Annotated in this window: 16 protein-coding genes; 12 read left to right on the top strand and 4 right to left on the bottom strand. The window is 75.1% G+C overall.

Annotation, left to right across the window (positions count from 1 at the left end):
* The first annotated feature begins 82 nt into the window (after positions 1 to 82).
* Positions 83 to 703 carry a TMEM175 family protein gene (locus ACGF7U_RS10105; protein ID WP_393105304.1) on the top strand — a complete coding sequence of 207 codons (621 nt, stop codon included), beginning with the start codon at positions 83 to 85 and terminating at the stop codon, positions 701 to 703.
* A 111-nt stretch (positions 704 to 814) separates the two neighbouring features.
* Here the strand turns inward: ACGF7U_RS10105 and ACGF7U_RS10100 are convergent, their stop codons facing one another.
* Positions 815 to 2,410, bottom strand: coding sequence for a phytoene desaturase family protein (locus tag ACGF7U_RS10100; RefSeq protein WP_393104947.1), 1,596 nt, complete (start codon positions 2,408 to 2,410; stop codon positions 815 to 817).
* Between the two features lie 34 nt (positions 2,411 to 2,444).
* The gene (locus tag ACGF7U_RS10095; protein ID WP_393104945.1) at positions 2,445 to 3,182 is read right to left on the bottom strand and encodes a TetR/AcrR family transcriptional regulator; all 738 of its coding nucleotides are present in this window, start codon (positions 3,180 to 3,182) and stop codon (positions 2,445 to 2,447) included.
* A gap of 103 nt (positions 3,183 to 3,285) precedes the next feature.
* On the opposite strand from ACGF7U_RS10095, the gene ACGF7U_RS10090 reads away from it, so the two are divergent.
* Positions 3,286 to 5,460 carry an MMPL family transporter gene (locus ACGF7U_RS10090; protein WP_393104943.1) on the top strand — a complete coding sequence of 725 codons (2,175 nt, stop codon included), beginning with the start codon at positions 3,286 to 3,288 and terminating at the stop codon, positions 5,458 to 5,460.
* Positions 5,461 to 5,517: 57 nt separating this feature from the next.
* Here ACGF7U_RS10090 and ACGF7U_RS10085 read toward each other — a convergent pair whose 3' ends face one another.
* The gene (locus ACGF7U_RS10085; RefSeq protein WP_393104941.1) at positions 5,518 to 6,357 is read right to left on the bottom strand and encodes a YhjD/YihY/BrkB family envelope integrity protein; all 840 of its coding nucleotides are present in this window, start codon (positions 6,355 to 6,357) and stop codon (positions 5,518 to 5,520) included.
* 225 nt (positions 6,358 to 6,582) lie between these two features.
* Between ACGF7U_RS10085 and ACGF7U_RS10080 the strand changes: the two genes are divergently transcribed.
* From ACGF7U_RS10080 to ACGF7U_RS10035, 10 genes are all read left to right on the top strand, one after another.
* Positions 6,583 to 7,137 (top strand): GNAT family N-acetyltransferase, encoded by a 555-nt coding sequence (locus ACGF7U_RS10080; RefSeq protein WP_393104940.1) that lies wholly within the window; start codon positions 6,583 to 6,585, stop codon positions 7,135 to 7,137.
* 226 nt (positions 7,138 to 7,363) lie between these two features.
* Positions 7,364 to 8,578 carry a 1-deoxy-D-xylulose-5-phosphate reductoisomerase gene (gene dxr, locus ACGF7U_RS10075; RefSeq protein ID WP_393104938.1) on the top strand — a complete coding sequence of 405 codons (1,215 nt, stop codon included), beginning with the start codon at positions 7,364 to 7,366 and terminating at the stop codon, positions 8,576 to 8,578.
* On the top strand, positions 8,578 to 9,828 hold the full coding sequence (locus ACGF7U_RS10070) for a M50 family metallopeptidase (protein WP_393104936.1): 1,251 nt from the start codon (positions 8,578 to 8,580) through the stop codon (positions 9,826 to 9,828). The genes dxr and ACGF7U_RS10070 overlap by 1 nt, the downstream gene beginning before the upstream one ends.
* Positions 9,829 to 9,836: 8 nt before the next feature.
* Entirely contained in the window at positions 9,837 to 11,009 is a 1,173-nt protein-coding gene (gene ispG / locus ACGF7U_RS10065; protein WP_109905485.1) for a flavodoxin-dependent (E)-4-hydroxy-3-methylbut-2-enyl-diphosphate synthase, read from the top strand.
* 143 nt (positions 11,010 to 11,152) lie between these two features.
* Entirely contained in the window at positions 11,153 to 12,379 is a 1,227-nt protein-coding gene (locus ACGF7U_RS10060; RefSeq protein WP_393104934.1) for an MFS transporter, read from the top strand.
* A 55-nt stretch (positions 12,380 to 12,434) separates the two neighbouring features.
* Positions 12,435 to 13,274: a GNAT family N-acetyltransferase gene (locus ACGF7U_RS10055; protein WP_393104932.1), complete on the top strand. Its 840-nt coding sequence runs from the start codon at positions 12,435 to 12,437 to the stop codon at positions 13,272 to 13,274.
* A gap of 208 nt (positions 13,275 to 13,482) precedes the next feature.
* A complete protein-coding gene (locus ACGF7U_RS10050) occupies positions 13,483 to 14,277 on the top strand; it encodes an ATP-binding cassette domain-containing protein (protein WP_393104930.1) in 795 nt (264 codons plus the stop codon).
* A complete protein-coding gene (locus tag ACGF7U_RS10045) occupies positions 14,274 to 16,508 on the top strand; it encodes a YhgE/Pip family protein (RefSeq protein WP_393104928.1) in 2,235 nt (744 codons plus the stop codon). The genes ACGF7U_RS10050 and ACGF7U_RS10045 overlap by 4 nt, the downstream gene beginning before the upstream one ends.
* Before the next feature lie 38 nt (positions 16,509 to 16,546).
* Positions 16,547 to 17,140: a TetR/AcrR family transcriptional regulator gene (locus tag ACGF7U_RS10040; RefSeq protein ID WP_393104926.1), complete on the top strand. Its 594-nt coding sequence runs from the start codon at positions 16,547 to 16,549 to the stop codon at positions 17,138 to 17,140.
* A 101-nt stretch (positions 17,141 to 17,241) separates the two neighbouring features.
* Positions 17,242 to 20,814 carry an ATP-binding cassette domain-containing protein gene (locus ACGF7U_RS10035; protein WP_393104924.1) on the top strand — a complete coding sequence of 1,191 codons (3,573 nt, stop codon included), beginning with the start codon at positions 17,242 to 17,244 and terminating at the stop codon, positions 20,812 to 20,814.
* Positions 20,815 to 20,940: 126 nt separating this feature from the next.
* Here ACGF7U_RS10035 and ACGF7U_RS10030 read toward each other — a convergent pair whose 3' ends face one another.
* Positions 20,941 to 22,008, bottom strand: a complete 1,068-nt coding sequence (locus ACGF7U_RS10030) for an NADH:flavin oxidoreductase/NADH oxidase (protein ID WP_393104922.1) — start codon at positions 22,006 to 22,008, stop codon at positions 20,941 to 20,943.
* Positions 22,009 to 22,013 lie beyond the last annotated feature (5 nt).

Here is a 22,013-nt window from a genome sequence, read left to right as displayed (position 1 = left end):
CGACTCGATCGTGGAACGGGCGGGAGTGGGCGGGGTGGGGGGTCGCGAAGAGCCGGGGTACCGGTACGGGCGGGACCGGGAGATGGCGCGGGACGCCTCGCGGGTGGAGGCGTTCAGCGACGCGGTCATCGCGATCGTGCTCACGCTGATGGCGGTCGAGCTGCTGCAACTCGGCGAGGTGCCGTCCGGGCGCGGGCTCGCCGAGGCGCTGGGGCACGAGTGGCCCGCCTACCTCGCGTACGTGATCACCTTCGCGATCGTCGGCCAGGTCTGGCTGACCCACCACAACATGTGGCGCTACGTCGTGCGGGTCGACCAGATGCTGCTGGTGCTCAACCTGCTCCTGCTGCTCTTCGTCGCGGCGATCCCGTTCACCGCCGACCTGCTCGCGGACAACCTGCGCGGGAGCGTGGCCGACCAGCGGCTGACCGCGGCCCTCTACGTCGGCGCCGTGCTCGGCGAGGCGCTCTTCTTCAACCTGAGCTGGTGGTGGGCGCGGCGTCGCCGACTGCTGCACCCCGACCTGGATCCCCGGCTGGCCCGAGCCGTCGCGTTGCGCTTCCTGCTCGGCCCGGTGCTCTACCTGGTCGCGTTCGCCTTCGTCTTCGTCGACCCGGTCCTCAGCCTCTGCCTCTACCTCCTGCTGGTCGGCGTCTACCTCGTCCGCGGCCCGGGCGACCTGCCCTCCTCCACCCCCACCTGACGCGCGATCGTGCACCTTCCGCCCCGGCGGATGCGCAAGAGCCGCGAACGGAGGACCAGAGGTGCAGGACCGCCGCGCCGGCGGGACGGAGGGCGGGCGGCGGGAAGGGGGTCAGGGGGCCAGGTCGGCGAGGATGCGGCGGGCCGCGTTGTGGCCGGCGGCGCCGATGACGCTGCCGGCGGGGTGGCAGCCGGCGCCGCCGGCGTACACGCCGTCGATGCCGGTGGCGTACGGCATGCGGTCGGTGAACGAGACGGTGTTGTCGACGTGGTGGATGTGCCCGCCGGTGATGCCGAAGTGCGCCTCGATGCCGGGCGGGGGCAGCGGCACCGCGTCGGCGATCAGGTCAGCCGTGCCCGGTGCGTACCGCTCGCAGATCCCGACCAGCCGCTCGACGTATCCGGGCAGCGCCTCGTCCCACGTGGTGCCGGCCGGCTGGTAGGGCACCGACTGGACGAAGAGCGCCGAGGAGTGGTGGCCGCGGCCGTCCGACAGCGACGGGTCGACGGTGGTGTGCAGGTACCACTCGATCGTCGGCTCCTCGGGCAGCCGGCCCGCCTGGACGTCCGCCCACATCGCGCGCAGCGCCGCCATCGGCGATTCGCCGCCCCCGCCCAGCAGGGAGTCCGAACCGGGCAGCAGGTGGATGGTCGACCCGAACGGGCTCGGCGCGTCCGCCGGCAGGCAGGAGAAGCGGGGCAGGCCGGTCAGCGCCAGGTTGAGCTTGAGGGTGGTGCCGGGGCGGCGGACCGCCGCCATCCGCTCGCTCAGCGGCGCCGGGAGCGCGCCCTCGGGCAGCAGGTCCATCAGCCGGTACGGGTCGCAGGCGCCGAGCACCACCCGGGCGGCGACCTCCCGTCCGTCGGCGAGGACCACGCCGCTGGCCGCGCCGCCGTCGAGGGTGATCGCGCGGACCGGCGTGCCGGTGCGGATCGTCGCGCCGGCGGCCCGGGCGGCCCCGGCGAAGGTGCGGGACACGGTGCCCATCCCGCCCTCGGCGATCATCCAGGTGCCGTCGGAGCCGGGCAGCCGGCACATGTTGTGCACGAGGAAGTTGTGGCCGGTGCCCGGGTCGTCGGGACCGGCGTTCAGCCCGGACAGGCCGTCGGTCACCGCGTACATGCTGACCAGCAGCTCGGATCGGAAGTCGAAGCGGGCGAGGTGGTCGGCGACCGAGCCCCGCACCAGGTCGACGAAGACCTGCCGCAGCGCCGGTCGGACGTGGCGCTCGGCGGTCTCCTCGACCGGCAGCGGCTCGGCCAGCCAGGCCGGGGCGAGGTCGGCGCGCAGGGCGGCCAACTCGGCCTGGAGCGCGTCGTCGGCGGCCACGTCGGCGGGGGAGAAGAACTCCGCGAGCTGCGCCCGGGTGCCCGCCGCGTCGCTGCCGAAGAGGAGGTAGGGCGAGCCCTCCGGGCCGGGGGTGGGCAGGAAGTAGTGCGGGTCGCGGCGCAGCACCGGGATGCGGACGTCGAGCGTCGCGAGCAGCTCCGGCGGCATCAGCCCGAGCAGGTAGGACCCGGTGGAGTGGCGCAGGCCCGGCACCTTCGGGAAGGGGTTCTCCGTCCGGGTGGCCCCGCCGATCACCTCGGCGGCCTCCAGCACCAGCACGTCGAGCCCGGCACGGGCGAGCATGATCGCGGACACCAGACCGTTGTGCCCGGACCCGACGATCACCACGTCGGCCCGGGTCGGCAGCTCGTCGCTCATGCCGCGGGAGCCTAGTGCCCGCCGACGCCGCCGGTCAGCCCTTCGGGGAGGGCGGGGCGGAGACCTCGCCGGGGCGCCCGCCGGACAGTTGGGCGGTGAACGCCGTCAGCTCCAACTCGAACAGCGCCTCGGCCTCGGTGACCGCCCAGCTGAGCTGGCCGAAGACCTCCATGGCGACCAGGCCGTAGAGGCGGGTCCAGCCGGAGAGGAAGGCGTACGCGACCTCGATCGGCACCTCGCCGTGGCTGAGCCGCAGCGGTTCCAGCCGCCCGCCGAGGTGTTGCTGGAGCAGCTCGACGGGCGGGGTGGGGAAGGGGGACCGGCGCCAGAGGTCGATGACGGGTTGCACGAAGACCGCCCCGAACCGGGCGCCCGGATGGTCGGGGTCGACGCAGTCGTCGACGAAGGCGTCCAGCCCGGGGACCCGGGCGCCGAAGATCAGCCCGAACTCGGCGGAATGGGCCACCGCCCAGGCGCGGAACGCGCGGCACATGGCCAGGAGCTGATCGACCGGCTCGGCCCCGGCGTCGTCCCGGGCCGCCTCCAGCCGCCCGCGCAGCTCGTCGTAGAGGTCCCCCGCGAGCGCCGCGACCAGCGCCTCCAGGCTGGGGAAGTAGCGGTAGATGGCCGGTGCCGTCATGCCCATGTCCCGGGCGATGGCCCGCAGCGAGATCGCCTCGACCCCACCGGTCACCAACAGCCGCCGTGCCGCGTCCTTGATCTCGGCGACGGTCGCCGTGCGCAGGCGTTCGCGTCGGGACGGTGCGGTCATTCGGCTAACTCCCTTGACCAAAGCGAACCCCGTTGCCATAGTTAACGGCGTTCACTTTAATGAGCGATGGTCACAGCTTAGCCGTCGGCGGAGGGAGAGGCGAATGTTCGCCTGGTGGGGACACGCGGTGGTGCGGCTGCGCTGGGCGGTGCTGGCCGCCGCCCTGGTGGTCGTCGCGGTCGGGTCGACCTGGGGGACCGGGGTCTTCGGGCAGTTGACCGGCGGCGGCTACGACGACCCGGCGAGCGAGTCGAGCCGCGCCGCCGAACGGATCACCGCCGAGCTGGGGCCGCAGGGCGCCGACCTGGTCGTGCTCTGGAGCAGCGACGGGGCGACCGTCGAGCAGGCGACCTTCCGCGACCCGGTCACGGCCACCGTTACCGGCCTGCGCGGGCACCCCGAGGTCAGCAGCGTCACCACCTGGTACGACACGCAGGCACCCGCGCTGCTGTCCACCGACCGCCGGGCCACCTACGCGCTGGTCCAGCTCCGGGCCGCCGACGAGGACGGCAAGACCGCCGCGTACGAGGACCTGCGCCCGGCCCTGACGGCGCCCGGCGTACGGACCGAGGTCGGCGGCGCGGTCGCGTTCCTGCACGAGGCGAACCGGCAGACCACCGAGGACATCACCCGGGCGGAGATCCTCTCCATGCCGGTCCTGCTGGTGCTGCTCGTGCTGATCTTCGGCGGGCTGGTGGCCGCGTCCACCCCGCTGCTGATCGGCGGGCTGGCCGTCCTCGGCGCGTTCGTCGCCGTCCGGCTGGTCAACCTCGTCACCGACGTGTCGATCTTCGCCGTCAACGTCATCACCCTGATCGGCCTCGGTATGGCGGTCGACTACGCCCTCTTCGTGGTGAGCCGGTTCCGCGAGGAGTTGGCCGCCGGGCACGACACGCCCGCCGCGATCCGCCGCACCATGGCGACCGCCGGGCGGACGGTGCTGGTCTCCGGCCTCACCATCGCGCTCGCCATGGCCAGCCTGCTGATCTTCCCGCAGGCGTTCCTGCGCTCGATGGGACTCGGGGGCATGGCCGCCGTGCTGGTGGCCATGCTGGCGGCGCTGACCGTGCTGCCGGCCCTGCTCGCGGTGCTCGGCCACCGCATCGACGCGCTGCGCGTACCGCTGCCGTGGCGGCGACGCACGCGGGCCGGGCGGCCGGCGGCGGGGGAGACGGGCGGCGCCTGGGCCCGGATCGCGCGGAGCGTGATGCGCCGCCCGGTGCGCTACCTGGTCGCGGTGACCCTGCTGCTCCTGGTGCTCGCCGCGCCGTTCCTGCGGATCACCTTCGGCGGGTTCGACGAGCGGGTGCTGCCCGCGGACGCCGCGCCCCGGGTCGTCTCCGAGCGGATCGCCGCGGAGTTCCCCGGCGGTACGGTCGCGCCGATCGACGTGCTCGTGTCCGGTGCGTCCCCGGCGCAGGTGCAGCCCTTCGCCGACCGGGTGGCCGCCGTGCCCGGCGTGACCGGCGTGCAGGTGGCGGCCAGCCGGGGCGCGTCGACGCTGCTGACGGTGACCTACCCGGGCGAGCCGACCGGCGACGTCGCGCAGGACGTGGTCCGGACGCTGCGCGACCTGCCCGCCCCCGCCGGCGCGGAGGTGCTCGTCGGAGGCCGGCCCGGCGCCGACCGGGACCTGCTGGACAGCCTCGGCGACCGGCTGCCCTGGATGGCCCTGCTGATGGCCGCCGCGACCCTGGTGCTGCTCTTCCTCGCCTTCGGCTCCGTGGTGCTGCCGGTCAAGGCGGTGCTCATGAACATGGTGTCGATCGGCGCCTCGTTCGGCGTGGTGGTATGGATCTTCCAGGACGGGCACTTCGCCGACCTGCTCGGGTTCACTCCGACCGGGTTCATCGAGCCCAGCAACCCGATCCTCATGCTCGCCGTGCTCTTCGGGCTGGCGACCGACTACGAGGTGTTCCTGCTCTCCCGCGTGCGCGAGGAGTGGGACCGCAGCGGGGACAACACGGCCTCGGTGGCCGCCGGGCTCCAGCACACCGGCCGGATCATCACCGCCGCCGCGCTGCTGCTGATCATCGTGGTCGCCGGCTTCGCCAGCGGCGCGATGGCGTACATCAAGCTCATCGGGATCGGCATGATCGTGGCGATCCTGGTGGACGCGACGCTGGTCCGGGCGCTGCTGGTGCCGGCCACCATGCGGCTGCTGGGCCGCTGGAACTGGTGGGCCCCGGGCCCGCTCGGCCGGGTCTACCGCCGCTACGGCATCCGCGAGACCGCGGACCCGGAGCCGTCGCCCCGCGAGCCCGCCCTCACCCGCTGACCGGCGCCGCCGCGGTCGTTCGGGAGGTCCGCGCCCGTCGCGGACCTCCCGCTCGGCTCACCCGGTGGCCGCGCCGCGCGCCGCGCGCCAGCGGGACAGGGCGAGGGTGGCGGAGTAGCCGGCCAGCACGATCACGTGGAAGAGGTAGAGCCAGAGCAGCACCGCCACGCCGGCGCCGATCTCGTCGAAGCCGCCGAACGGCGCGCCCAGGTCGATCGGGAGCGAGGCGAAGAGCACGAACCCGTGCAGGAAGCCGGAGAGGTTCGCCGCGGTGAACGACCCGACGCCCAGCGCGGAGAGCCAGTCCGGCGACGCCGGGCCCACCACCCGGAACACCCACAGCAGCACCGGGGTGAGCACCAGCCACACGCCCAGGAAGGAGAGCACCACGCCGAGCGCGCCGAGCCAGCCGCCCTGGCGGACCAGCCCGGTGGTGGTCGGCAGGGCCAGCAGGATCGACAGCAGCAGTGCCGGGGCCGGGGCGAGCAGCGGCAGCAGCAGCAACCGACCCCGCCAGCCCACCAGCGACTCGTTGCCGCGCAGGCCGGCGACGGAGACGAAGGCCCGGCGCAGCCCCTCGCCGTACAGCGACGCCGGCAGCAACGAGGCCAGCGCGAGCAGCGGGGTCAACCCCACCCCGGCCTCGACCAGCGCGGCCACCGCGTGCGGTGTGCCGATCTCGTCCGGCAGCGTGCGGACGGCGTACGACGTGAGCCGGCTGACCCGGTCGGCTCCCGCCAGCAGCGCGGTCAGCCAGATCGCCAGCAGCGCCACCGGCACCACGGCGATCGCACCGTAGAAGGTGATGGCGGCGGCGTGTAGCGACAGGTCCCGGCCGCGCAGCGGACGGAACGCGGCGCTGGTGATCCGCTTCGCCCGTCGCCATCCGCCGCCCATCGGGTTCCCTTTCCCCGCCGGTGGACGCGCCACTCGCGAACCCGCCCGCGGTCCGGCTGGCGTAAAGCCCGCCGGGTGGCATCGACACGGCACCCACCGGTACCGACCCGGACCACCACGGCGGACCTTCCGCGGCCGCAGCGGGTCTGATCCTCGCCGGCACGTTCGCCTCGACGCTGTTCGCCGTCGCCCCCCGGACGGCGGCGCTCACTAGGATCGCCACGCATGACCGTCCTCACCACGGAGCGCCTGGTCGTGCGGGAGTGGACCGCCGACCCGGCCGATCTGGCCAGGATCTTCGACATCTACTCCCGACCGGAGGTCACCCGGTGGCTGGCCGCGCCCGGCCTGCCCCTGGCCGACCCGGCCCAGGCCGCCGACCGGCTCGCGACGTGGCGGCAGCGGCACGCGGGGCACGGCGGTCGCTACGGCACCTGGGCGATCGAGGTCCGCGACACCGGCGTGGTGGCCGGCACGGTGCTGCTCAAGCCGCTGCCGGGCCGCGACGAGGGCGTGCCGACCGAGGACATCGAGGTGGGCTGGCACCTGCACCCCGACTCCCAGGGCCGCGGGTTCGCCACCGAGGCGGCCCGGGCCGTGGTGGCGCGGGAACTCGCCGCCGGCACCCGGGAGGTCTACGCGGTCGTGGCGCCCGGCAACGAGGCGTCGATGGCGGTGGCGCGCCGGCTCGGCATGACCCACGTCGGCCGCCGCACGGACTGGTACGGCGGCGAGGAGGTGGAGACCTTCGTGCTGACCGGCCCCGTCGACGCCGCCTGAGCGGGGCGGCGGGCCCGGTCGGGGCCGACAACTGCCGGCGCGTCGGTGGTGGCTCGCCCGGCCGGCTTCGTGCCGGGCCCGGTGTGCGGTCCCCCGCGGCGCGGGCTGCGGTGACCGGCTGGACCGACCAGGATGTTCCGCCGCCGGGCGAGCCGGGATGACCCGGGCGGCTTTCGCGCCCGAGCCGGCGCCGGGCGCCCAGCGGCGCTGGGGAAGAATGGCCCCCGTGACGTCCCCACGCGATCTCGTCCTGCTCGGCTCCACCGGCTCGGTCGGCACACAGGCCGTCGACATCGTCCGGCGCAACCCCGACCGGTTCCGGGTGGTCGCGCTCGGCGCCGGCGGCGGCAACGTCGAACTGCTCGCCGCCCAGGCCCTCGAACTCGGGGTGGAGGCGGTGGGCGTGGCGAAGGCGTCCGCCGCGCAGGACCTCCAGCTCGCCTTCTACGCCGAGGCGAGCCGGCGCGGCTGGGCCACCGGCGACTTCAGGCTGCCCAAGATCGTGGCCGGCCCGGACGCGATGACCGAGCTGGCGCACTGGCCCTGCGACGTCGTGCTCAACGGGGTCGTGGGCTCGCTCGGGCTCGCGCCGACCCTGGCCGCGCTGCGCGCCGGGCGTACCCTCGCCCTGGCCAACAAGGAGTCCCTCGTCGCCGGCGGCCCCCTCGTCAAGGCCGCGGTGACCCGGCCGGGGCAGATCGTCCCCGTCGACTCGGAGCACTCGGCCCTCGCCCAGTGCCTGCGCGGCGGCGCCCGCGGCGAGGTGCGCCGGCTGGTCGTCACCGCCAGCGGTGGCCCGTTCCGGGGCAGGCGACGCGACGAGCTGACCGGGGTCACGCCCGAGCAGGCGCTGGCCCACCCGACCTGGAACATGGGGCCGGTGGTCACGATCAACTCGGCCACGATGGTCAACAAGGCGCTGGAGGTGATCGAGGCACACGAGCTGTTCGACGTGCCGTACGCCGACATCACCGTGATGGTGCACCCGCAGTCGGTGATCCACTCCATGGTCGAGTTCGTGGACGGCTCCACCCTCGCCCAGGCCAGCCCGCCCGACATGCGGCTGCCGATCGCGCTGGGCATCGGCTGGCCGGACCGGGTCGGCGGCGCCGCCGCCGCGGTCGACTGGACGGCGGCGCACACCTGGGAGTTCGCGCCGCTGGACGACGAGGCGTTCCCGGCGGTGGCGCTGGCCAAGGCCGCCGGCGAGGCCGGGCGCTGCCGGCCGGCGATCTACAACGCGGCGAACGAGGAGTGCGTGGCCGCGTTCGTGGCCGGCCGGCTGCCCTTCCTCGGCATCGTCGACACCCTTCAGCGGGTGTTGGAGGACGCTCCCGACTTCGACGAACCAGGTACCGTCGAGGACGTGCTCGCGGCGGAGTCGTGGGCGCGCGCGCACGCGCAGGAGATCATCATCGCGGGTTCGGTGGAAGGAGCTTGATGGCGTACCTGCTCGGGGTGGTGCTCTTCGCCCTCGCGATCCTCATCTCGGTGAGCCTGCACGAGGCGGGGCACATGCTCACCGCCAAGGCATTCGGCATGAAGGTCACCCGCTACTTCGTCGGCTTCGGTCCCACGCTCTGGTCGTTCAGGCGGGGTGAGACCGAGTACGGCGTCAAGGGCATCCCGCTCGGCGGCTTCTGCAAGATCGTCGGCATGACGCCGCAGGACGACGACGTCGACCCGGCGGACGAGCCGCGGGCGATGTGGCGTTACCCGGTGTGGAAGCGGACGATCGTGATGTCCGCCGGTTCGATCACCCACTTCGCGCTGGCCCTGGTCACGCTCTGGGTGATCGCGGTCACCGCCGGCCTGCCCAACCCCGACTTCCCGAGCACCGAGGCCGAGATCCGCAAGGAGCCGGCGGTCATCCAGCTCTCGGACTGCGTGGTGCCGGAGAACACCCTGCGGGAGTGCACGACCACCGACCCCGCCAGCCCCGCCGCCCAGGCGCAGCTGCGCGACGGCGACCGGATCACCGCCATCAACGGCACGCCGATCAACGACTACGGCCAACTGCTCACCACGCTGCGCGCCCTCAAGCCGGGCGACACGGCGCAGATCGCGTACGTCCGGGACGGCCAGCCGGGCACCGCGAGCGCGGTGCTCGCGCAGACCCAGCGTCCGCCGCTGGACGACCCGCAGGGGCAGGTCGCCACCGTCGCCGCGCTCGGCGTCGGTCTCGTCCCCAGCACTCCCACCCGGGTGACGTACGGGCCGGTCGGCGCGTTCGGCGCGACCGCCGACTTCACCGGGGACATGGCGGTCAACACCTTCGAGGCGATGAAGCGCATCCCGCAGAAGGTCCCCGCCCTGTGGACCGCGATCACCGGCGGCGAGCGGGACATGGACACCCCGATCAGCGTGGTCGGCGCGAGCCGGCTCGGCGGTGAGGCGGTGGAGAACAACGCCTGGCTGCTGTTCTTCATGCTCTTCGTCTCGCTGAACTTCTTCATCGGCGTGTTCAACCTGCTGCCGCTGCTGCCGCTGGACGGCGGGCACATCGCCATCGCCTGGTTCGAGCGGGCCCGCTCCTGGCTCTACGCCCGGATCGGCCGCGCCGACCCGGGCCGCGTCGACTACCTCAAGCTCATGCCCTTCACGTACGCGGTGATCCTGATCGGCGGCGCGTTCACGCTGCTGACCATCACGGCGGACGTCGTCAACCCGATCACGCTCTTCTCAAGGTGAGTGCCTCAGTGACCGCTGTCAGCCTCGGCATCCCCGCCGTGCCGCCCCCACCGCTCGCCCCGCGCCGGGCCAGCCGCCAGATCATGGTCGGCTCCGTGCCGGTCGGTGGGGGTGCGCCGGTCTCCGTGCAGTCGATGACCACCACCCTCACGGCCGACGTCAACGCCACCCTCCAGCAGATCGCCGAGCTGACCGCGTCCGGCTGCCAGATCGTCCGGGTCGCGGTGCCGTCCCAGGACGACGTCGAGGCGCTGCCGGCGATCGCGAAGAAGTCGCAGATCCCGGTCATCGCCGACATCCACTTCCAGCCGAAGTACGTCTTCGCCGCGATCGACGCCGGCTGCGCGGCGGTCCGGGTGAACCCGGGCAACATCCGCCAGTTCGACGACAAGGTCAAGGAGATCGCCAAGGCGGCCGGCGACGCGGGCGTGCCGATCCGGATCGGCGTGAACGCCGGCTCGCTGGACAAGCGGCTGCTCGCCAAGTACGGCAAGGCCACCGCCGAGGCGCTGGTCGAGTCGGCGCTGTGGGAGTGCTCGCTGTTCGAGGAGCACGGCTTCCGCGACATCAAGATCTCGGTGAAGCACAACGACCCGGTGGTGATGATCCGGGCCTACCGGCTGCTCGCCGAGAAGTGCGACTACCCGCTGCACCTGGGCGTCACCGAGGCCGGCCCGGCGTTCCAGGGCACGATCAAGTCGGCGGTCGCCTTCGGCGCGCTGCTGGCCGAGGGGATCGGCGACACCATCCGGGTCTCGCTGTCGGCCCCGCCCGTGGAGGAGATCAAGGTCGGCGCCGCGATCCTGGAGTCGCTCGGGCTGCGCGAGCGCGGCCTGGAGATCGTCTCCTGCCCGTCGTGCGGCCGCGCGCAGGTCGACGTCTACAAGCTCGCCGAGGAGGTCACCGCCGGCCTGGAGGGGCTGCCGGTGCCGCTGCGGGTCGCCGTGATGGGCTGCGTCGTGAACGGCCCGGGCGAGGCCCGCGAGGCCGACCTGGGGGTGGCCTCCGGCAACGGCAAGGGCCAGATCTTCGTCAAGGGCAAGGTCGTCAAGACCGTGCCGGAGGCGCAGATCGTGGAGACGCTGATCGAGGAGGCGCTGCGCATCGCCGACGAGATGGGCGCCGAGCTGCCCGAGGAGCTGCGCGGCCTGCTCCCGGGGGCGACCGTCACCGTGCACTGATCTCCTCCGTCCCGCCGGCAGGCGGGCCCACGCCACCGAAGGGGTGGCCGCTCCGGCGCGGAGCGGCCACCCCTTCGTCGTAGCCGGGGCCGAATGGCGGGACGACAATGCAAACCGTACGTACGTCTTGCTAGGGTCTCGGGGTGCGACTCCTTCCTGAGCCGGGCCCGGCCCGGACCCTCACCCTCGGCACCCTCGTCCGCACGGTCGGGCGCGGTCTCTGGCTGGTGGCCAGCGCGCTCTTCCTCACCCGCTCGGCCGGCCTGAGCGCCACCGAGGTCGGGCTCGGGCTGACCGTTGCGGCCCTGGTCGGCCTGCTGGCCAGCGCCCCGGCCGGATACCTGGCCGACCGGCTCGGCCCCCGGGCCACCCAGATCGTGGCGCTGGTGGCCAGCGGCGTCCTGACCACCGCCCTGCTGGCCGTCGGGTCGCTTCCCGCGTTCCTCGCCGTCGGAGCGGCAACCGCGATCGCCGACGCCGCCGACCGGGGCGCCAAGGGCGCGCTCATCGCCGGTTCCGTTCCGGCCGACCAGCGGGTCCGCACCCGCGCCTACCTGCGGGCCACCACCAACGTCGGGATCTCGGTGGGCGCGGTGCTCGCCGGCTTCGCGATCGCCGCCGACACCCGGGCGGCGTACGAGGCGCTGATTCTCACCGCCGCGGTGACCTACCTGCTCGCCGCCGCCGTCTTCACCCGGCTGCCGTACCTCCCGCCGGTGCCCGCCCCCGCGCACGGCCCTCGACTCGTCGCGCTGCGGGACCGGCCGTTCCTGGCGTTCACCGTGCTCGACGGGCTCATGTCGATGCACTTCGGGCTGCTCAACATCGCCCTGCCGCTCTGGATCGTCGGGCACACCCGGGCGCCGGCCTGGTTGATCTCCGGCCTGATGCTGGTCAACACCGTGGTGGTGGTGCTCTTCCAGGTCCGTGCTGCGCGCGGCACGGAGAGCCTCGCCGGGGCGGCACGGGCGGCCCGGCGCGCCGGCCTCGCCATCGCCGCGGCCTGCGTCCTCTTCGCGGCCAGCGGCGGGCGCTCCACGGGCGTCGCCGTCGCGCTGCTGGTCGGCGGCGCGCTCGCGCACGTGGTCGGGGAGCTGTGGCACTCCGCCGCCGGCTGGGGGATCTCCTTCGGGCTGGCGCCGGAGGACGCGCACGGGCAGTACCAGGGCGCATACAGCATGGGCTACGAGCTGGGCAAGATGGTGGCGCCGGTGGTGGTCACCACGCTGGCCGTCGGCTGGGGCGTGCCGGGGTGGCTGCTGCTCGGCGCCCTGTTCCTGTCGCTCGGCGCCATGGTGCCCGGGGTCGTCGGCTGGGCCGCCCGCAACCGGTTCGCCGCGCCCGCTGCCGACCCCGTGCCGGTGTCGTAGTCCCTTGCGTCACTCGCCCGGCGCGGCGGGGGGCGGATCTGGCAGGCTGGTATCCGTGCTGACGGTGCCGGTACGGCAACTCGGAGAGTCGGAGCGCCGCGCTGTCGAGCGGCTGCTCGACCTCGACCCGTTCGCGGGCGCGCAGGTCGCCGAGCGGGTCGCCGCGCGCGGGCTGGCCTGGTGGCGCGCCGAGGGCCGGGTGCTGGGCTACGGCACCCGCCGCAACCTGGAGTCGGTCTGCTGGCTCGGCGGCAACCTCACCCCGGTGCTCGCCACCGAGCCGGCCGTCGCCGCGTACGCCGACCTGCTCGCCGGCGAGGAACGGCTCTGCTCGTCGATCGTGGGCCGGGCCGACGCGGTGCTCGGCCTCTGGGACCGGCTCTCCGACGTCTGGGGGCCGGCTCGCGACGTACGCCCGAACCAGCCGTTGCTGGCCACCGACGCGCTGCCGACGCTGCCGGCGGACCCGGAGGTGCGGCGGGTGCGCGGCGGGGAGATCGACCGGCTCTTCCCGGCGGCGGTGGCCATGTACACCGAGGAGGTGGGCGTCTCGCCGCTCGTCGACGACGGCGGTCGCGGCTACCGGCGGCGGGTGACCGAGCTGGTCCGGGCCGGGCGGGCGTACGCGCGCTTCGTCGACGGCCAGGTGGTGTTCAAGGCCGAGCTGGCGGTGGTGACCCGCCGGACCGCCCAGGTGCAGGGGGTCTGGGTGGCCCCCGAGTGGCGGGGCCGAGGCATCGCGACGACGGCGATGGCGGCCGTGGTGCGCGACGCGCTGCTGCGGGTCGCCCCGACGGTGAGCCTCTACGTCAACGACTTCAACACCCCGGCCCGCCGGGTCTACGAGCGCTGCGGCTTCCGCCCGGTCGGCACGCTCGCCACCGTGCTCTTCTGACCCACCCCGTCTCCACGGCCCGCCGTCGCGAGCGCCGCCGCCCGGACGGCGGGGAGCGGCGCCGTCCTGTCCGGACCGACCGTGGTCGCCGTGCGTCGTCGGGCATGGCCGGGATCACCCTGCCGCGAAGTGACGAGCCGAACGACCGGGACTAGGCTGAGCATGTTTTTGCACTGACCAGTCAGTCTAAGAAGGTGGGCCGGAGCGGATGGTGGTCGTCGAAGCGCGCGGGCTGGGGCTGCGGACCCGGCGCGGTTGGGTGTTCCGGGACGTCGACCTGACCGCCGCCGCGGGCGAGCTGCACGCGGTGACGGGGCCACCCGGCAGCGGGCGCACCTCGCTGCTGTTGGCGCTGGCGGGCCGCTTCCCCACCAGCGAGGGGCGGCTGGCCCGGTACGGCCCGGCCGCGCTGGGGCAGGTCGCCGGGGTGCACGAGCCCGACCCCGCGCTGACCGTCGCCGAGCACGTCCGGGAGCGGCTGCTGCTGCTCGGGCCGGTGCCCAGCCGCCGGCGGCAGCTGGTGCCGCTCGCCGCGCTGCGGGCCCGGCGGGCGTACCGGCGGGACGCCTTCGCCGCCGCCGTCGCCGGGGCCGGTCTCACCGGGGACGCCCCCTTCGCCCCGGACACCCGGGGTCGCGACCTCACCCCGCTGCAACGGCAGGTGCTCGGTCTCGTCCTGGCCACCCTGGCCGGGCCCCGGCTGATCGTCGCCGACGACGTGGACGCCGGATCCGACGCCCCGGAACGCGCCTGGCTCTGGGCGACGCTCGCCCGCCTGGCCGACCAGGGCTACGCCGTGGTCGCCAGCGCCCGCGCCGTCGAGCCGGACAGCCCGGCGATCGTGCACCGCCTCGGGAACCCGCCGTCCGTGCCGTCGCCCCCCGACCCGGCGGAGGCGCCGCCCGTGCCGTCGCCCCCCGACCCGGCGGTGGCCGGGCCGCCCGCCGAGGGCGGCCCGGGTGCCGGGACCGATCCGACCGAGACCGCCGAGGTGGCCCGATGAGCGTCTTCCGACTCGCCCGGTTCGAACTGCGCCGGCTGACCCGGGGTCGGCTGCCCCGCGCCGCGCTCGCCGTGCTCACCGTCATCCCGCTGCTCTACGGGGCGCTCTACCTCTACGCCTTCTGGGACCCGTACGCCAAGCTGGACCGCATCCCGGTGGCGCTGGTCAACGCCGACCGCCCCGCCACCGCCAGCGACGGCACCGTCGTGCACGCCGGGCAGGACCTCACCGACGAGCTGCTCGACCGGCGGGTCTTCGGCTGGCACGTCACCGACGCGCGGGACGCCGCCGCCGGCCTGCGCAGCGGCCGCTACCACCTGGTCTTCGCCATCCCGGAGGACTTCTCCGCCACCCTGGCGGCGAGCCCCGAACCCGACCGGCCGGCCCGCCGGGGGGAGCTGCGGGTGGTCAACGACGACGCCACCAACTACCTCTCCGGGCTGCTGGCCCGCACGGCGTTCAGCGAGATCCGGGCCGCCGCCGCGCGGAGCGCCGCCGGGAACTACTTCGAGAAGATGCTGGTGGGCTTCACCGACGCCAAGGCCGAGACCGGCCGGGCGGCCGACGGGGCCGCGAAGATCGCCGACGGGCTCGACTCCTCCGTGGCCGGCGCGGGCCGGATCGCCGACGGGTTGGGCTCGTCGCAGGACGGCGCCGGTGAGGTCGCCGACGGGCTGGACGCCTCCGCGGCCGGGGCGGGCAGCCTCTCGGCGGGCCTCGACAAGACCGCGAAGGGCGCCGACGAGCTCGCCGCCGGGCTCGGCGAACTGCGTACCGGGGCGGTGCAGCTCGCCGACGGCACCGCCCGCGCGGCCACGCAGACCCGCGCGGTGGCGGACAGGGTCAACGGTGCGGCCGGCCGGATCGAGCCGGTGCTGCGGGACAACGCGAAGCGGATCGAGGAGTCGGCCACGGCGATCGCCGAGGGGGCACAGGCGCTCGCCGACGGGCTGGACGCCCTGCCCCGGCGGGCGCAGGAGGCGGTCACCCAGGCCGAGCGGGTCCGCGACCGCCTCGACGCGCTGGTCGCCGCGCACCCCGAACTCGCCGACGACCCCAGCGTGGTGGCCGCGCGTACGGCCGCGAAGGCGGCGGTCGAGGCGGCCCGCGCGGTGGCCGGCACGCTGGACGACGCCGATCTGACCACCCTGCGGAACCGGATGACCAAGGTCGCCGCCACCGCCCGCGAGATCGCCGCAGCGGCACCCCACCTGGCCGACGACGTCGCCGCCGCGAAGGCGAAGGTGAACGAGCTGGCCACCGGGCTGGGCACCCTCGCCGAGGGCAGCGCCAAGCTGCGCGACGGCCTCGGCACGGCGGCCACCGGTGCCGCCGAGCTGCGCGGCGGGCTGTTCCGGCTGGCCACCGGCGCCCGGGAACTCGACGGTGGGCTGCACCGGCTCAGCACCGGCGGCGAGCGGCTCGCCGACGGCCTGACCCGGCTGGAGAGCGGCGCCGGCGACCTCGCGGCCGGCCTGACCCGGCTGGGCGGTGGCGCCGGCGACCTGGCCGACGGCCTGACCGCGGGGAAGGACAAGCTCCCGGGGTACGCCGACGCGGATGCCCGCGCCGCCGTCCTCGGCGACCCGGTGTCGCTGGACCGCACCGCACGCAACCCCGCCGGCGCGTACGGCGTGGGCTTCGCCCCGTACTTCCTCGGGCTGGCCCTCTGGGTCGGCGCGATGATCACGTACATGCTGCTGCGGCCGGTCAACCGACGGCACGTGATGTCCGGCGCGCCCGCCTGGCGGGTGGCGCTGGCGGGCTGGCTGCCCGCCGCGGCGATCGGGCTGGCCCAGGCCGGGGTGCTCTTCGCGGTGGTGACCCTGGCGCTCGACCTGGCCCCGGCGCGCCCGGCGGCCACCCTCGGCCTGCTCGCGCTGGCCTCGCTCGCCTTCACCGCGATCGTGCAGTGGCTCGGCGCGCTGCTCGGCCCGGCCGGCCGGCTCGCCGCGCTGGCCCTGCTGATGCTCCAGCTCACCTCGTCCGGCGGCACCTACCCGGTGCAGACCTCGCCGGGCTTCTTCCAGGCGATCCACCCCTGGCTGCCGATGACCTACGTGGTCACGGCCCTGCGGCACACCGTCAACGGCGGTGCGGCCGGCCCGGTGGTCACCGGGGCGCTGGTGCTCGCCGGCTTCGGCGCGGCGGCGCTCGCGCTCACCGTGGCCGCCGCCCGCCGGGCGCGCCGCCTGACCCCGGCCACGCTGCACCCCGAGCTGTCCATGTGAGGATGCTGGCGGGTCGGGCGCGCGGACGGGGAGGGCCAGTGACGGACGGACGGTCGCGGCGGCGGGAGGACACCCGCCAGCGCCTCTTCGAGGCGGCCGTGGAGCTCATCGCCGAGCAGGGCTTCTCGGCCACCACCGTGGACGACATCGCGGGCCGCGCCGGGGTGGCCAAGGGCACCGTCTACTACAACTTCGAGTCCAAGACGGTGCTCTTCGAGGAGCTGCTCCGGCACGGGATCGGCCTGCTCACCGCCGAGTTCCGGGCCGCCGTGGCCGGGCTGCCGCCCCGCGAGGCGCTGGCCGCGCTGGTGCGCGCCGAGCTGGAGTACATCCGCCGGTACCGGGCCTTCGCGCAGCTCCTGCTCTCGGAGATGTGGCGGACGAACCGGGAGTGGCAGCAGACGCTGCGGCTGCTGCGCGGCGAGGCGATCGAGGTCATCGCCGAGACCGTCCGGTCCGGGGTGGCCGCCGGCGACCTGCCCGAGGACCTGGACGTGCGGACCGCCTCGTCCGCGCTCTTCGGCGTCGGGCTCGTGGTGGCGGTGGACTGGCTGGTCTTCCAGCCGGACCGGCCGATCGAGGACGTCGAGGAGGCGCTGCTCGGCATCGTCCGCCGGGTCGCCCGAACCTGATCCGGCCGCCCGCGTGCGCGGGCGGCCGTAAATGGGTTGAAGCGGACACCCCCACCGAGCAGGCTGGTTGCTCTCCCCACCGCCTTGCCGAAGGGACTCTGATGCGTCTGCTCCGGGACCTGTGGGGCACCTCGCCCCGCCGTATGGCGGTGGTGACCTGCCTGATCGTGCTCGGCGCCGGCGGCCAGTCCGCCGCGGCCGCGCTGGCCGGTCCGGTCCTGGTGCACCGCGCGGGCGGGTTCTTCGCGCTGCTCGCCGTGGCGCTGGTCGCCGCCGTGCTCAGCGACCTCGTGGTCAGCCTGCTGATGGCCGGGCTGACCGCCGACTGGTCCGCCGACGTGCGCCGCCGGCTGTGCCGGGTGGCGCTCGGGCAGGACCTGCCCACCCTGGAGACCACCCCCGTCGGCGAGCTGCTCGACCGCATCGACGGCGACGTCTACCAGGTCGCCGCCGCCGTGCGCAGCCAGGGCGTACGGCTCGCGCAGGGGCTGGCCACGGGCCTGCTCTCGACGGTCGTCGCCCTCGCGGTCTGGTGGCCGGCCGGCGTCGGGATGCTGCTGCTCACCGTGCTGCTCGCGGTCGGGCTGCGCCGGCCCACCGCGCGGATCGCCCCCGCCCGGATGGCCGAGGAGGAGGCCTGGTCCGACCTGGCCGCCGTCATGGAGGAGGCCGTCCACGGCCAGGACGACGTGCGGACCAGCCTGGCCCGGCCGTACGTGCTGCGCCTCTACGCCCGGCGGGCGGCCGAGGTGCTCGACCGGGGTGTGCGGGTGTGGCGGATGTCGGCCCGGGTCACCACGGTGGCCGCCGGCGCCAGCGTGACGGCGATCGCCGCCGTGGTGCTCGGCGGCGCGTGGGCGCTGGTCACCGGCCGGATCGACGGCGCCCGGCTCACCGCGGTCTGGCTGCTCGTGATCGGGTTCGGCATGACCGTCGAGCACGTCAGCCGGATGGTCCCCGAACTCCAGTACGCCCTCGGCGCGTGGGGCCGGGTGCAACTGCTGGCCAGCTCCCCGCAGGAGCCCGTGGGCGGGGAGGCTCCGACCGAGGGCGACCTGCTGGTCCGCGGCCTCACCTTCCGCTACCCGAGCGCCGAGGCGGACGGCGGGCGTGGCCCCGCGCTGCGCGACGTGAACCTGATCTTCAGCCGGGGCCGCTCGTACGCCCTGGTCGGCCGGACCGGCTCCGGCAAGTCCACCCTCGCCAAGGTGCTCACCCGGGCCGTCGACGTGCCGCCGGGGACGGTCTTCCTGGCCGGGCGCGACCTGCGCGACCTCGACGTCGAGCAGTTGCGCCGGTGGATCGCCGTGGTGCCCCAGCGCACCGAGATCCTCGCCGGCACCCTCGCCGAGAACGTCGCGCTGTTCGAGCCGGAGCTGCGCGACGCCGCCGCCCGGGCGCTGCACGAGTTGGGCCTGGCGGGCTGGATCGCCGAGCTGCCCGACGGCCTGGAGACCCGGCTCGGCGAGGGCGGGCACGTGCTCTCGGCCGGGCAGGAGCAACTGGTCGCCTTCGCCCGGATCCTGGTGCGCGACCCGCATGTGGTGATCCTCGACGAGGCCACCGCCCGCCTCGACCCCGTCACCGAGGCGCGGGTGCAGCAGGCCACCGAGCGGCTGCTGCGCGACCGGATCGGCATCGTCATCGCGCACCGCCTGTCGTCCGTGCGTCGCTGCGACGAGGTGGTGGTGATGGCCGACGGGGCGGTGGTCGAGGCGGGGCCGCTGCGGGAGTCGGAACGCTTCGCCGACCTGCTCGCCACCAGCCACGCCACCGCGTACGCGCACGCCGGGTCGGGGGCCAGGACCGGCGGTGCGGACCTGCTGACCGGCTCGCCGGACCCGTGGCCGTCCACCGAGCCGGGCACGGTCGAGCCGGCGGCCGGACCGCCCGCCGTGCGCGACGGCGACGGAGGGCCGGCCGTGCGCGACGGCGAAGGGCCGCCGGCGGCACCGGGAGGGCCCGCGGTGGCGACCCCGACGCCGCCGCGGGGGCTGCGGGGCCTGCGGGAGCTGCGCGAGGTCCTGCGGCTGTGCGTCAACGACCCCCGGTACGGGCTGGCCTCGCTGTCGCTGTTCGTGCTGCTGGTGATCCTCGGGTTGGACGGGCCGGTGCTGCCCTGGCTCTGGGCCGACCTGGTCGACGGCGCCGGGGAGCCCTGGCTGCCGGCGCTGGGGATCGTCGCCGCCCTGCTGGTCACCGTGCCGGTGCACTGGTTCACCGGCTACCGGTTCCCGCAGTGGTGGGTGCGGCAGATGCTGCGGATCAGCCTGCGGCTGGTGCACGGGCAGACCGGCCCGCGCCGCGTCAGCGGGCACACCCCCGCCGAGGTGGTGGCCCAGGGCGGCGACACCGAGCGGGTGGTGCAGCTCGCCGACAACGTGAGCGACCAGGGGATCTCGCTCATGCTGCTGGCCGCGATGACGGTCGTGACCGGCAGCGTCGTGCCGGGGCTGTTCTTCGCCGGGACGATGGTGGTCTCCGGGCTGGTCGCGACGCTGTTCGGGCCGCGGCTGGAGCGTTCCGCGCGGGCCACCGTGGCGGCCCGGGCCGCGTTCGCCACCGCGCTGGTCTCCACGCTGTCGGCCGCCCGTACGGTGAAACTCGCCGGCGCCACCCGGCCGGTGCTGGCCCACCTGGCCGACCTCGACGTGGTCCGCAGCGACCGGCAGCGCCGGGAGATCGCGGTGCAGGTGTGGTCGCGGTCCACCCCGTCGCTGGTCAGCGGCCTGCTGCCGATCGGCGCGTGGGCGCTGTTCCTGGCTGGCCAGCTGTCGGCCGGGGCCACCCTCGTCGTGGTCGCCACCCTGGCGGCGGCCCGCTGGTTCGCCTGGACGACGGCGTCGCTGATCTCGCAGATCCCCTCGGCGCGGGTGTGGACGCGGCGGACGGTGGCGATGACCGGGGTGCGGGCGTACTCGGCGGCGGTGCCGGACGTGGACCTGGGCGCGGGGACCGCGCCGGCGCCGGACGTGCCACCCCGGCGCCCGCTGCGTCGGCTGGAGCTGACCGGCTTCGGCGTCCGGCACACCGACGGGACGGTGGCCGTCCGCGACGTCGACCTGACGGTGGAACGCGGCCAGCTGGTGCTGGTCGTCGGGCCGGTCGGCTCGGGCAAGTCGTCGCTGCTGCGGGCGCTCGCCGGCATCGCGCCGCACACGGGCCTGCTGACCTGGAACGGCGAGCCGGTCACCGAGCCGGAGCTGTTCCTGCGCCCCAACCAGGTGGGTTACGTCGGCCAGTTGCCCCGGGTGCTCTCCGGCACGGTGGCCGACAACATCACCCTCGGCCACCAGGTGGACGCCGCCGCGGCGGTGTCGACCGCCCAGCTCGACCACGACCTGGCGGCGGCCGGGGGCGGGTTGGGACTGCTCATCGGGCACAAGGGCACCCGGCTCTCCGGCGGGCAGCTCCAGCGGCTCGCGCTGGCCCGGGCGCTCGCGCCGCGTACGGAGCTGCTGGTGGCCGACGACGTGTCCTCGGCGCTGGACGTCACCACGGAGCTGGCGCTCTGGCAGGCCCTGCGCGAGCACGGGGTGACGGTGGTGGGCTCGACCTCGAAGCGGGCGGCCCTGGTCCGGGCCGACCACGTCGTGGTGCTCCGCGCCGGCACGGTCGCCGCCCAGGGCCCCTGGCGCGAGCTGGAACCCCGCTGGTCCCACCTGGCCGGCTGACCGGGGCGTGGTCGGCGCCCCGACCCCGCTACCGGGGTCGGGGACGTCGATCCCGAGGTCGGCGGCGATGCGCGACGAGCGCCGCCGACCTGACGACCGGCGAGGAGGGGAGCGGCCCGGGACCGGTCAGACGGCGCGGAGGTACTGGGCGGGCCACGCGGCGGTGGCGCCGAGCTTGGCGGCGGCGCGGTGCGGCCAGTACGGGTCGCGCAGCAGCTCGCGCCCGAGCAGGACCAGGTCGGCGTCGCCGGCGGCGACGACCGCCTCCGCCTGCTCCGGCTCCACGATCAGGCCGACCGCGCCGGTGGCCACGCCCGCCTCGCGGCGCACGCGGGCGGACAGCGGCACCTGGTAGCCCGGGCCGACGGGGACCGTCGCGGTGGCCGACGCGCCGCCGGAGGAGCAGTCGACGAGGTCGACGCCGGCGCGGGCCAGCTCGCCGGCGAGCACCACGCTGTCCTCGACCGTCCAGCCCTCGGGCTCCCAGTCCGTGGCCGAGATCCGGGTCAGCACGGGCACGTCCTCGCCGACCGCCGCACGCACCGCGCGGGCCACCTCCAGGGTCAGCCGCATCCGCCCGGCCCGGTCCCCGCCCCAGGCGTCCCGCCGGTGGTTGGTCAGCGGCGAGAGGAACTCGTGCAGCAGGTAGCCGTGCGCGGCGTGGATCTCCACGGCGGCGAATCCGGCGTCGACCGCGCGCCCGGCCGCCGCCGCGAACGCCTCGACGACGCCGGCGATCCCGACCTCGTCCAGTGCTTCCGGCACCCGGTAGTCGGGCACGAACGGCGTCGAACCCGGACCGACCGGGGTCCACCCGCCCTCCGCGTCGGGCACCCCGCCGCGCCGTGGCGCCCACGGCCGGTACGTCGACGCCTTGAACCCGGCGTGCGCGAGCTGCACCGCGGGCACCGCGCCGTGCGCCGCGACGAACGAGGTCACCGGCCGCCAGGCGTCGACGTGGGCGCCGGACCAGAGCCCGGTGTCCTGCGGGCTGATCCGCCCCTCGGGCACCACCGCGGTGGCCTCGGTCATCACCAGGCCCGCGCCGCCGACCGCCCGCGCGCCCAGGTGCACCAGGTGCCAGTCGGTGGGCAGGCCGTCCGGGCCGGCGGTGTACTGGCACATCGGCGCCAGGGCGATCCGGTTGGGCAGGGTCGCCGCGCGCAGGGCCAGTGGCGTGAAGAGCGCACTCATGTCGT

It is taken from the genome of Micromonospora sp. NPDC047670 (assembly GCF_043204915.1).
In the GTDB taxonomy this organism is placed as follows: Bacteria; Actinomycetota; Actinomycetes; order Mycobacteriales; family Micromonosporaceae; genus Micromonospora.
Note: the sequence above shows the minus strand (reverse complement) of the source record. Positions and strands in the feature narration are given on the sequence as shown.

Bases quoted from the DNA above. Each gene is read 5' to 3' on its own strand.
- ACGF7U_RS10105 (WP_393105304.1), top strand. From the start codon at position 83: ATGGCGCGGGACGCCTCGCGGGTGGAGGCGTTCAGCGACGCGGTCATC.
- ACGF7U_RS10100 (WP_393104947.1), bottom strand. From the start codon at position 2,410: ATGAGCGACGAGCTGCCGACCCGGGCCGACGTGGTGATCGTCGGGTCC.
- ACGF7U_RS10095 (WP_393104945.1), bottom strand. From the start codon at position 3,182: ATGACCGCACCGTCCCGACGCGAACGCCTGCGCACGGCGACCGTCGCC.
- ACGF7U_RS10090 (WP_393104943.1), top strand. From the start codon at position 3,286: ATGTTCGCCTGGTGGGGACACGCGGTGGTGCGGCTGCGCTGGGCGGTG.
- ACGF7U_RS10085 (WP_393104941.1), bottom strand. From the start codon at position 6,357: ATGGGCGGCGGATGGCGACGGGCGAAGCGGATCACCAGCGCCGCGTTC.
- ACGF7U_RS10080 (WP_393104940.1), top strand. From the start codon at position 6,583: ATGACCGTCCTCACCACGGAGCGCCTGGTCGTGCGGGAGTGGACCGCC.
- ACGF7U_RS10070 (WP_393104936.1), top strand. From the start codon at position 8,578: ATGGCGTACCTGCTCGGGGTGGTGCTCTTCGCCCTCGCGATCCTCATC.
- ACGF7U_RS10050 (WP_393104930.1), top strand. From the start codon at position 13,483: ATGGTGGTCGTCGAAGCGCGCGGGCTGGGGCTGCGGACCCGGCGCGGT.
- ACGF7U_RS10045 (WP_393104928.1), top strand. From the start codon at position 14,274: ATGAGCGTCTTCCGACTCGCCCGGTTCGAACTGCGCCGGCTGACCCGG.
- ACGF7U_RS10035 (WP_393104924.1), top strand. From the start codon at position 17,242: ATGCGTCTGCTCCGGGACCTGTGGGGCACCTCGCCCCGCCGTATGGCG.
- ACGF7U_RS10030 (WP_393104922.1), bottom strand. From the start codon at position 22,008: ATGAGTGCGCTCTTCACGCCACTGGCCCTGCGCGCGGCGACCCTGCCC.